We start from the raw sequence: 10,116 nt of genomic DNA, 5'->3' as shown, positions 1-10,116 counted from the left end.
GGGCGGGACACCGGCCGGTCGAGGCGACGGAGTTGTTCATCCCGTTCCTCGAACGCAGCGGATACGCGGTACGGGTGGAGGGGTCGACGGATATCTACGCCGACGCCGCCGAACTGGCCGAGACCGACCTCATCGTGCAGTGCACGACGATGTCGCAGATCACCGCGGAGCAGGTGGCGGGTCTGGCGGCGGCGGTCGCCGCCGGGACGGGATTCACCGGCTGGCATGGCGGCATCGTCGACTCGTTCCGCGCCTGCGCGGAATACCTGCACCTGGTGGGCGGGCAGTTCGCCACCCATCCGGGCATCGAACCGGGTGACCGTAGCGGCGGGGAGGAGGACAACTTCCTGCCCCACTCGATCACGATCACCGAACTCGGCCGGGCGCATCCGATCACCGCCGGGATCGAGGATTTCGACCTGGTCACCGAGCAGTACTGGGTGCTGCACGACGACCTGATCGACGTGCTGGCCACCACCACCCACCCGACGCGGGCGTGGCACCCGTGGCACCGGCCGGTCACCTCGCCGGCGATCTGGACCCGGAACTGGGGTGCCGGGCGGATCGTGGTGACGACTCCTGGACACAGCCTCGACGTGCTGGAGCACCGAAGCGTCCGTACCGTCATCGAGAGGGGGATGGTGTGGGCGACCCGCACGGCGTCGGCGTCGTAGGGCTCGGGGTCATCTCCCGCGCGTACCTGAACATGCTTGCCCACCATCGCGCGGTGCGCGTCGTCGCGGTGGCCGACCTGGACGCGGCCCGGGCCGTCGCCGCCGCCACCATGATTCCCGGCGCCGAGGCGGTGAGTGTCGAGCGACTGCTCCACCACCCCGACGTGACCACGGTGCTCAACCTGACGATCCCGGCGGCGCACGCCGAGATCTCGGGCGCGGCGATCGACGCCGGCCGGAACGTCTACGTCGAGAAGCCGCTCACCGTCACGTTCCCGGAGGGCCTGTCGATCATCGACCGGGCGGCGGCGGCCGGAGTCCGCGTCGGGTGCGCGCCGGACACCGTCCTGGGCACCGGTACGCAGACCGCCCGAGCGGCGATCGACAGTGGACTGATCGGCCGCCCGCTGGCCGCGTCGGCCGTCATGGTCACCCCGGGACACGAGCGCTGGCACCCCAACCCTGACTTCTACTACGCCCCGGGCGGCGGCCCGCTGCTGGACATGGGGCCGTACTACATTTCCGCGCTGGTCCACCTGCTCGGGGGAGTCCGTGCGGTGACCGGGGCGGCGAGCCGGCTGCGTGACGCCCGAGTCATCGGCTCGGGCCCCCGCCTCGGGCAGCGGATCCCGGTCGAGGTGCCGACTCACGTGACAGGTGTGCTGGAACACGCGGATGGCGCCCTGTCCACTCTCACCACCAGCTTCGACGGTGTCGCGACGACGGCCGCGCCGATCGAGGTGCAGGGGGAGCACGGGACCATCGCCGTACCCGATCCGAACACCTTCGACGGCGAGGTCCGCCATCTCGCGCTCGACGGCCCCGGGTGGCGCGCCCTCGAACCGCGGGCCGGTTACGTCGCCGCCTCTCGGGGGGTCGGCCTGATCGACCTGGTCCGGGCCGACGAGAGACGTCCGCCACGCGCCAGCGGAGCGGTGGCGCTGCACGTACTCGACATCATGACCGCCCTGCTCCGCTCGGCCGCCGAAGGTCGTCGGGTCGAGCTGACGACGGCTGTCGAACGCCCCGCACCGGTCCCGCTCACCCCGGCGGAGGAGTGGCTGTCAGCCCTCGGGCCCGGTCTCCCGGCAGGCGGGTCGGATCGGACGAGCGCGCGTTCGTAAGCCGCATGCTACGTCCTGCTGCGTTCGCTGCCGGACATGTCAGCTTCGCTGCCGGACATGTCAGCCTCGCTGCCGGGCCGGGCGGACGATGATCTCGTTGACGTCGACCTCCGCCGGCTGGGCGATCGCGAAGGCGATCGCGCGGGCGATCGCCTCGGGCGGGATCGAGTTCCTGCGGTACTCCTTCATCGCGGCGCGGGCGCCCGGGTCGCTGATCGTCTCGGCCAGCTCGGACTCGACCACACCCGGAGAGATCGTGGTGACCCGCAGGCTCGGGTCAGCCTCCAGGCGCAGGCCCTCGGTGATCGCCCACGCGGCGAACTTCGTCGCCGAGTAGACCGCCGACGTCGGCACCACCTCGTGCGCGCCGACCGAGGCGACGGTCACCACGTGGCCGCTGCGCTGCTGCGCAAAGAGGGGGAGGACGGCGGCGATGCCGTGCAACAGCCCGCGCACGTTGACGTCGAGCATCCGGTCCCACTCGTCCACCAGCAGCGCGTCGAGCCGGGACAACGGCATCAGGCCGGCGTTGTTGACGAGCACGTCGACCCGGCCGAACTCGTCGACGGCGCTGCCGATGAACCTCGTGACGTCGGCGCGGTCGGTGACATCGAGTCGTCGTACGCGAATGTTGGGGTGGCGTTGTGCGAGGGCGTCCAACCGATCCTGGCGCCGGGCGCCTGCGACGATCCGATGTCCCTGCTCGGCGAGGTGCAGCGCGACGGCCTCTCCGATGCCGCTGCTCGCGCCGGTGACCAGAACGACCTTGCTTGTGGGTGTCATGCGTTCCACCCTCCGGGTCGGGCAGGCGGCCAACCAGGGTGCGATACGCCCTGGATACCGCGCCGAGCGGCGAGGCGGAACCTGACCCGGGCTAAGTTGGGAGGTATGAGCAGCGGCAACCCGCTCGGCGAATACCTGCGTGCCCGGCGTGAAGTGACCAGCCCGAAGCGACTGGGAGTGACCTCGTCGGGGCGTCGCCGGACGCCGGGGCTGCGGCGGGAGGAGGTTGCTCAGCTGTCCGGGATCAGCACCGACTACTACACCCGGCTGGAGCAGGGACGAGAACAGCACCCCTCGGGCCAGGTGCTGGACGCCGTGGCCAGAACCCTGGGGCTCGATCCGGAGGAGACGCGGCACCTGCACCTGCTGGGCCGGACCGGTCATGGTCCTGCTCGACCGGTGGTCCGGGCCACCGTACGGCCGAGCCTGCTCCGGCTGATGGACGGCTGGGCGCACACGCCCGCGCTGATCATCGACCGCACGATGGATGTGCTGGCCGGAAACCGGCTGGGGCGTGCGCTCTTCGCGGAGGTGTTCGCGCAGGAGGAACCCAATCTCGTGCGCTTCGTCTTCCTCCACCCGGCGGCCCGGTCCTTCTACCCCGAGTGGGACCAGGTCGCGCAGTCCAGCCTCAGCGCGCTACGTGCCGCCACCGGTAATGTGCCCGACGACCCCCGGCTCAAGGAACTCGTCGGCGAGCTTTCCCTCAAGAGTCCGGAGTTCCGCCGGCTGTGGGCACGACACGACGTACGGGGAAAGTCCCACGATGTGAAGCTCTTCCGTCACCCCGAGGCCGGGGAACTGACCCTGACATACGAGTCGTTCACCGTCGACGGCGCGTCAGGCCAGCAACTCGTCGTCTACCAGGCCGACCCGGGCAGCCCTTCGGCGCAGGCCCTGGCAACGACCCGATGGTCTGGTCTCGGCGATCACGCACTCTGCCGCAGGTAGGTCCGCACGCCGAGCAGCACCGACAGGGCGCTGATCGCCAGGGCGACCAGGACCGTCGTGAGTACGGTCGTGGTGAACACCTCGCCCTGAAACGCACTGCGCATGCCGTCCACGATGTACCGGAACGGAGTGAGCCGGGAAACCAGGTCCAACCAGCGTGGGGCGAACGACATCGGCAGCAACACCCCGGAGAGCAGCAGCAGCGGCATCAGGCCGGTGTTGAGCGTGGGCCCCAGGGTGTCCTCGCTCTTCACGGTCAGCGCGAGCGCGCAGGAGAGACAGGCCAGGCCCAGCGACAGCAGCGTGACCACGCCGAGGGCCGCCAGCACCCCCGGCACCGAGGCGCGCAGGCCCAGCGGCAGCGCTACCACGATCAGCAGCACCGCCTGGACCACCAGCAGCGCGACGTCCCGCAGTACCCGGCCGAGCAGCAACGCCGCCCGGCTCACCGGGGTGACCCGCAGCCGCTCGATCACCCCGCCGCGCCACTCGGCGATCACGCCGAACCCCACGAAGGCGGAGCCGAAGAGGCAGAGCTGCACGAGCACCCCCGGCACGTACGTCTGCCAGGCGCGCTCCGGCGCGACGCCGGTGACCAACAGGGTGCTTGTCATCAACGGGCCGTAGAGCACCAGAAAGGCCACCGGCTGGGAGAGTCCGATGACGATCCAGAGTGGGTTGCGCAGTGAGATGCGCAGGTGGCGCTGAAACACCAGCATGATGTCAACGAGCAGGGACATGCTCGGTCCCCTCGGTGGTCGGGATGGGTGCGGACGGGTGGCGCGGGTCGTCGCGCAGCTCGCGGCCGGTCAGGTTGAGGAAGACGTCGTCCAGGCTGGGCCGCGCCAGTTGCAGGGCGCGGACGCCGAAGCCCGCGCCGGACAGGGCGGTGATCACATCCGTGATCCCCTGTTCGCCGTCGGCCAGGGTGACCTGGATGTCGCCCGTGCTCGTCACCGCCGCTTGCCGCACGCCCGGCAATCCGGCCAGCAGCCGCTGGGCGGCGTCCGGATCACCGACCACCGCCACGGTCAGCACGTCCGCGGCCAGTTGACGTTTGAGGTTCGCGGGGGTGTCCTCGGCGACGATCCGCCCATGGTCGATCACGAGGATCCGGTCGCAGAGCGCGTCGGCCTCGTCGAGGTAGTGGGTGGTCAGGAAGACGGTGGTGCCGTTGTCGTCGCGTAGCCGGCGGGTGTGCTCCCACAGGTTGTTGCGGCTGTGCGGGTCCAGACCGGCGGTGGGTTCGTCGAGGAAGACCACCGGCGGCTCGTGGACCAGGCCGAGCGCGATGTCCAGGCGGCGGCGCTGCCCGCCGGAGAGTGAGCCGACCGGCCGGGCACCCAACCCGCCGAGGTCCAACTCCTCGAGCAGGGCGGCCACCCGGCGTCGAGCCGGGGCGGCCGCGATCCGGTAGAGGCGCGCCTGGAGGAACAGTTCCTCCTCCACCAGGGCGTTGGGGTCGGTACCGCCGTACTGGGCCACGTACCCGATCCGGCGGCGCACCTCGCGGGAAGCCGTGGCCAGGTCCGCGCCGGCGATGCGGGCCGTGCCGCTGGTCGGGCGCAGCAGCGTGGTGAGCATCCGCAGGGTGGTGGTCTTGCCGGCGCCGTTCGGCCCGAGGAACCCGACGATCTCGCCGGCTTCGACCCGCAGGTCGACCCCCCGGACCGCCGCGATGCTCTGCCGGCCGGCCCGGAAGGTACGGGTCAGCCCGTTCGCCTCGATGATTGTCATGGTCCTACCTCGCTTTTCGCCGCCGTGGACCGGCCGTCGCCTTCGGCCAGCACCGGCAGTTCCCGCCACGCCTGCGGGTCGGCTGGATCGGCGGGGGCGTCCGGGTGCAGGACGTACCGGTGTGGGGCGATCGCCGTGTGCGAGTCGGCGAGCCGTCGTACGCAGGCCGAGTGCGCCCGCGCGGGGTCGGTGATCTCGTCCCCGGCGACCAGGTGGGCGGTGATCGTCGCGCCGCTGGGTTCGTCGCCGAGCACGAAGGCCCGGGCCGTCCCGGGCAGTGCCGCCCGCAGCACCCGGTTGACCTCGCTGAGCTGGACCCAGCTGTGGTCGATGAAGTGCCAGTCACCGTCGGGGGCGAACGCCTCGATGCCGGCGATGTCGGCGACGTCGTCCAGCGGGACGTTGCCGGTGGCCGCTGCGGCGAGCACCCGGTCGGTGCCGAGCAGCAGCGCCTCGATCTCCGCGTCGGGAAGGTACCGGTTGTCCCCGGTGATGAATTCCAGGATCAGCGCCTGCTCGGTCCGTACCAGGTGGAACAGGAGCAGGTTGGTGAAGCCGGTCGGGGTCCACCAGTCGATGAACGTCTCCGCCGTGGCCACTCTCGGCAGGTCCGGCGGGGCGTTGCCGGAGATGTTGTTGAACACGCCGTCCCGGCTCATCGGCATGCCCCGCTCGTGCGCGATGCGGTCGTGCTCGCGCTGCAGTGCCTCGGCGTCGAAGACACTGTTTCGGTTGGCCCGCAGCAGCGCGGTCCCGGCGTGCCGCACCAGCGTGTCGTAGTCGGGCTGGTCGACCTCGATGCTGAGCAGGCCGTCCTGCGACGCGGTGCCGACATAGTCCCGCAGTCGTACGCCGAGCCGGTTTGCGGCGGGGGAGTAGAGCACCACGTGCCGTTGGCCGGACCGGGTGGCGAGCACGGCGGCGAGCGCGGCGAGCACCGCCATGGCCCGGCTCGCGCCGGTGCGGGCGGTGATCCGGTCCAGCGCGGCGGCCGCCCGTGGCGAGTGCAGGTCGGCGCTGCGTGGGGTACGCGGCGGCCCGCCGTCCAGTGCCTCGACATCTGTGGCGCGCCGGGGCAGCACGCAGCGGGGCCGCCGGCCCAGGATGCCCGACCAGTACCGCAGTGCCGCGTCGGCCTGCCGCAGACCCTGCGGCGAGCGCTCCCGCGCGGCCCGGTCCAGCGGCTGGTGGGGCGGCTCGTCCTCGTCGCTCGCGGATCCGGCGAGCAGCGCGGTGAAGCGCTCGCCCAGCACGGTCAGGCTCACGTAGTCGGCGGCCAGGTGCGAGACGACCGCGACCACCGCGTGTACCAGGTCGGCCTCGACCGCCACGGCGAAGCGCAGCGGAAGATCCCGGGCCAGGTCGAACGGGCGTTCGCGGAGTTGACCGATCAACTCCCGGGCCAGCGCCGTGCTCTCCGGTTGGGCCGGTCGATGGTGCACCTCGATCGGCAGCTCGACGGTGCGCGCCACGCGCTGCACCGGACCGTCCGGCCCGTCGTGGTACGTGGTACGCAGCGACTCGTACCGCCGGACCAGTGCGGCCAGGGCGGCGCAGGCGCGCTCCAGCGAGGTCCCGGCCGGCACCGTGAAGATCCACTGCACCAGGCTGAGGAAGTGGTCGTCGGTGAGCGTGGAGATCCATTGCCGGGCGTTGGCCTGACCCAACGTCAGCGGGCCCTGTGCCTCGCGGTCGCCGTCGACCCGCAGGTGGACGATCCGGACGGTGTCGCTCGGTGCTGTCATCGGTCATCCTCCGTGGTCGCGCGGCCGTCCCCGCAGGCCAGCACCGGCCGGGTACGCCAGGCCGCCAGGTCGGTGAGGTCGGCCGGAGCCGAGTCGTGCAGGACGTAACGGTGCGGAGCGGCCACGGCGTACCGGCCGCCGAGGTGCGCCATGCAGGCCGCGTGCGCCTGGTGCGGGGTCCGGATGCCGTCGGCGGCGACGAGGTGCGCGGTCAGTCGGTGCCCGGCACCGTCCGGCTCGGCGGTGGCGAGTGCCGGGGTGTCCAGCGCCTCGCGCAGCAGTTCCTGGACTCCACTGAGTTGCACCCAGCTGACTCCCACCCGCACCCAGTCGCTGTCGCGCGCCACCGGGGTCACCCCGCTGAGGTCGGGCACCTCCGCCAGGCGTACCGGCCCGGCACCGGCGGCGACCAGGACACGTTCCACGCCCCGCAGCAGTCCGGTGATCTCGGTCCGCGGCACGTGCCGGGTGTCACCGGTGCTCAGGCCGAGCACCACGGCCGGCGCGACGGCGATCAACTGGAGCACCAGGCGGTTGGGAAAGGGCGGTGCCGGTGTCCAGGTGAGACTGCTCTCCGCGTCCCCGGGCCCGGGTGACCAGCTCAGGTCGGCGGGATCCAACGCCGGCAACTGCACGTTCGCCGCCTCGCCGGCACCGGCGGGCAGGTGGGCGCTGATGTTGTTGAAGACGCAGTCCCGGCTGAAGTCGAGGCCCTGTTCGTGGTTGATCCGGACCGCCTGGGTCACCAGATCGGCGACGTCGAAGATGCTGTTGCGGTTGGCGCGCAGCATCGCCGCGCCGGTCTGCCGCACCAGATCGTCGAAGTCCGGCCCGGCCACGTCCACCACCACCAGACCGTCCTGGGCCAGGGTGCCGACGTAGTCGCGCAGGCGGGAGGTGAACCGGTTGCTGGACAGCGAAGCGAACACGCAGCGGGACTGGTCGACCCGTACCGACACCACGGCGGAGAAGGCGGCCAGTACGGCGGCGGCCGGGCTGGCCTGGGTCCGGGCGGCGATCCGGCCGAGGGCGGCGGTGGCGGCGGGAGAGCGCAGGGCCGCGCTGGCCGGGCCGGTGTCGCCGTCGTCGGCCGGCGGCAACGCCATCAGGCACTGGGGCGTCCGGCGCAGTTGGTCGGTCCAGTACCGCAGGGCCGCAGCGGCCCGGCGCTGCCCGCGCGGCGACGCCTCCTCGGCTGCCTGGTCGAGCGGCTGGTGCCGGGCCACCCCGACCAGCCGGTCGCCGGCGGCCTCGACCGGTCGGTCGCCGGCGGTGCCGACCAGCTCGCCGAACTCCCGGCCCAGAATGGCCATGCTTCCATAGTCGACAGCCATGTGCGAATAGACGGCAACAACTGCAAGTGCGCTATCGCCAGCCACCGCGATCGCCAGCCTCACCGGCAATTCATCGGCCAGGGCGAACGGTTTCTCGCGGAGCTGGTCAATCATCCGTTGGGCTGTCAGGTTCAGGTCGGCGGAGGTATTGACGTGGTGAATTTCGGCCGCGAGGACCCCGCTGCCCAGGATGCGTTGACGCAACTGGCCGTCGTGCTCCTGAAACGTCGTACGCAGCGACTCGTGCCGGGCCAGCAGGGTGGCCAGGGCGGCCACCACGTCGGCCACGGGAGTGCCGGGCGGTAGCGGCAGCCGCCACTGCAGCGTCGCCATCGGGTTGGACACGTCTGTTCGCATCCACTGCCAGGTGTTCCTCTGGCCGCAGGTCAGAGGCCCTTCGCCGGCCCGGTGACCCACGAACGCGATCTCCATCCGGTCGGCCAGCGTGGGACTGGACATCGTGCCTCCGGTTCGTCGGCGAGCGAGCTACGTGACTGTCGCCCACCCTCGCCCGCGCGGTGTCGTCGCCGGTAGTCGGGAAAACCCCACTGTTGGCCGTCCCTCGGGGTGAACCCGGCCCGTACGTCCCGTTCGGTATGGATTGCCGTTGGTTTGGCGATGAATGGTCGACAAAGCGAGTGAATTGTCTGCTCTGGATGAATATCGAGCCTGTTCGTCTTTTCGCCTGCCCGATTTACCGGTTTTCGAGATCCTGGGGATTACCCCATTGCTAGCCCTGTGATCGACTTTTAACGTAGTGGCGTCTGACGATCAAAAATGACCGGAAGGGATGCCCCATGACCTCGCTGGCGCCGACCCGGTCCGACGTCGTGCTGCGCCGCGTGGAGGCGTACGCGCCGGAGCGCTCGGTCACCGTGGAGGAGATCGCGGCGGGGCTGGGGCTCAATCGCTACCAGACCCGGTTGTTCCGCCGCATCCGCGGGCTGGACCGGCTGCGCATCGATCCCGACCTCGGGCTTCTCGACCTCGTCTGCCCGCCGGCCGAGGCCCTGCTGGCAGAGGTCGGTGACCGTGACCGGATCCGATACCTGATCTTCGCGCACACCGCGCAGGACCTCACCCCGACCACCCTGGTCGCGGCGGACGCGCTGCGGGAACGGCTCGGCCTCCCCGACGCCGAGGCGTTCGCGGTGACCCAGCACGCCTGCGCCAGCGGCCTGCTCGCCATCGAGGTCGCCGGCGAACTGTTGCGCGCCGCCGACGATCCGGACGCCCTCGCCCTGGTGCTCACCGGCGAGCAGCCGTTCACCCGGGCGATCCAGGTGCTCTGGAACACCTCGATCATCGGCGAGGCGTCCTCCGCCTGCCTGGTCGGGCTGGGTGGTGCGGGCACCCGGGTGCTGTCGTACGCGGCCCGCACGGTGGGCGAGTTCTTCGACGGATACCAGCTCGCCGGAGCGGCACTGCACCGCTTCGGCAGCACCTACCACACCTACCTGGTCGAGGTGATCCGGGAGGCGTTGGCCGCCGCCGAGCTGGAGTTGGCCGACCTCACCATGGTCATCCCGCACAACGTGAACATCTCCTCCTGGGTCACCATCTGCGCCACCCTCGGGCTGGACCGGGACCGGGTCTTCCTGGACAACGTCGGCGAGTACTCGCACTGCTCCTGTTCGGACCCCTTCCTCAACCTGGCGACGCTCGCCAGCCGGGGCGCGCTGGTCGCCGGGGGCCGCTACCTGGTCACCGCCGTCGGCCTGGGCGCCACCTACTCCGCAATGGTCGTCGAATGCGCAGGGAGTTGAGC

General features: G+C 71.1%; 9 protein-coding genes. 4 read left to right on the top strand and 5 right to left on the bottom strand.

Annotated features, from left to right (window positions below):
- On the top strand, positions 1-674 hold a 674-nt coding region (locus tag C1I93_RS02315; protein WP_111241529.1), incomplete at its 5' end, for a ThuA domain-containing protein.
- Positions 644-1,798, top strand: a complete 1,155-nt coding sequence (locus C1I93_RS02310) for a Gfo/Idh/MocA family protein (protein ID WP_111241520.1) — start codon at positions 644-646, stop codon at positions 1,796-1,798. The genes C1I93_RS02315 and C1I93_RS02310, both read left to right, overlap by 31 nt.
- Positions 1,799-1,858: 60 nt before the next feature.
- Here the strand turns inward: C1I93_RS02310 and C1I93_RS02305 are convergent, their stop codons facing one another.
- On the bottom strand, positions 1,859-2,581 hold the full coding sequence (locus C1I93_RS02305) for an SDR family oxidoreductase (protein WP_111241519.1): 723 nt from the start codon (positions 2,579-2,581) through the stop codon (positions 1,859-1,861).
- A 105-nt stretch (positions 2,582-2,686) separates the two neighbouring features.
- Between C1I93_RS02305 and C1I93_RS02300 the strand changes: the two genes are divergently transcribed.
- Positions 2,687-3,532: a helix-turn-helix transcriptional regulator gene (locus tag C1I93_RS02300; RefSeq protein ID WP_111241518.1), complete on the top strand. Its 846-nt coding sequence runs from the start codon at positions 2,687-2,689 to the stop codon at positions 3,530-3,532.
- Here the strand turns inward: C1I93_RS02300 and C1I93_RS02295 are convergent.
- Genes C1I93_RS02295 through C1I93_RS02280 form a run of 4 tightly spaced genes read right to left on the bottom strand, consistent with a single transcriptional unit; the run spans position 3,511 to position 8,807 of the window.
- Positions 3,511-4,272, bottom strand: a complete 762-nt coding sequence (locus tag C1I93_RS02295; protein WP_111241517.1) for an ABC transporter permease — start codon at positions 4,270-4,272, stop codon at positions 3,511-3,513. The genes C1I93_RS02300 and C1I93_RS02295 overlap by 22 nt on opposite strands.
- Positions 4,256-5,263 carry an ATP-binding cassette domain-containing protein gene (locus C1I93_RS02290; protein WP_111241528.1) on the bottom strand — a complete coding sequence of 336 codons (1,008 nt, stop codon included), beginning with the start codon at positions 5,261-5,263 and terminating at the stop codon, positions 4,256-4,258. The genes C1I93_RS02295 and C1I93_RS02290 overlap by 17 nt, the downstream gene beginning before the upstream one ends.
- Before the next feature lie 2 nt (positions 5,264-5,265).
- Positions 5,266-7,014, bottom strand: a complete 1,749-nt coding sequence (locus tag C1I93_RS02285; RefSeq protein ID WP_111241516.1) for a condensation domain-containing protein — start codon at positions 7,012-7,014, stop codon at positions 5,266-5,268.
- A complete protein-coding gene (locus C1I93_RS02280; RefSeq protein WP_111241515.1) occupies positions 7,011-8,807 on the bottom strand; it encodes a condensation domain-containing protein in 1,797 nt (598 codons plus the stop codon). The genes C1I93_RS02285 and C1I93_RS02280 overlap by 4 nt, the downstream gene beginning before the upstream one ends.
- Positions 8,808-9,145: 338 nt before the next feature.
- On the opposite strand from C1I93_RS02280, the gene C1I93_RS02275 reads away from it, so the two are divergent.
- Positions 9,146-10,114 (top strand): 3-oxoacyl-[acyl-carrier-protein] synthase III C-terminal domain-containing protein, encoded by a 969-nt coding sequence (locus C1I93_RS02275; RefSeq protein ID WP_111241514.1) that lies wholly within the window; start codon positions 9,146-9,148, stop codon positions 10,112-10,114.
- The last annotated feature ends 2 nt before the right edge of the window (positions 10,115-10,116 follow it).

This window comes from Micromonospora endophytica, from assembly GCF_003236305.1.
Lineage (GTDB): Bacteria > Actinomycetota > Actinomycetes > Mycobacteriales > Micromonosporaceae > Micromonospora > Micromonospora endophytica.
Note: the sequence above shows the minus strand (reverse complement) of the source record. Positions and strands in the feature narration are given on the sequence as shown.

Coding starts and splice junctions, on each gene's coding strand:
- C1I93_RS02305 (WP_111241519.1), bottom strand. CDS start 2,581: ATGACACCCACAAGCAAGGTCGTTCTGGTCACCGGCGCGAGCAGCGGC.
- C1I93_RS02300 (WP_111241518.1), top strand. CDS start 2,687: ATGAGCAGCGGCAACCCGCTCGGCGAATACCTGCGTGCCCGGCGTGAA.
- C1I93_RS02295 (WP_111241517.1), bottom strand. CDS start 4,272: ATGTCCCTGCTCGTTGACATCATGCTGGTGTTTCAGCGCCACCTGCGC.
- C1I93_RS02285 (WP_111241516.1), bottom strand. CDS start 7,014: ATGACAGCACCGAGCGACACCGTCCGGATCGTCCACCTGCGGGTCGAC.
- C1I93_RS02280 (WP_111241515.1), bottom strand. CDS start 8,807: ATGTCCAGTCCCACGCTGGCCGACCGGATGGAGATCGCGTTCGTGGGT.
- C1I93_RS02275 (WP_111241514.1), top strand. CDS start 9,146: ATGACCTCGCTGGCGCCGACCCGGTCCGACGTCGTGCTGCGCCGCGTG.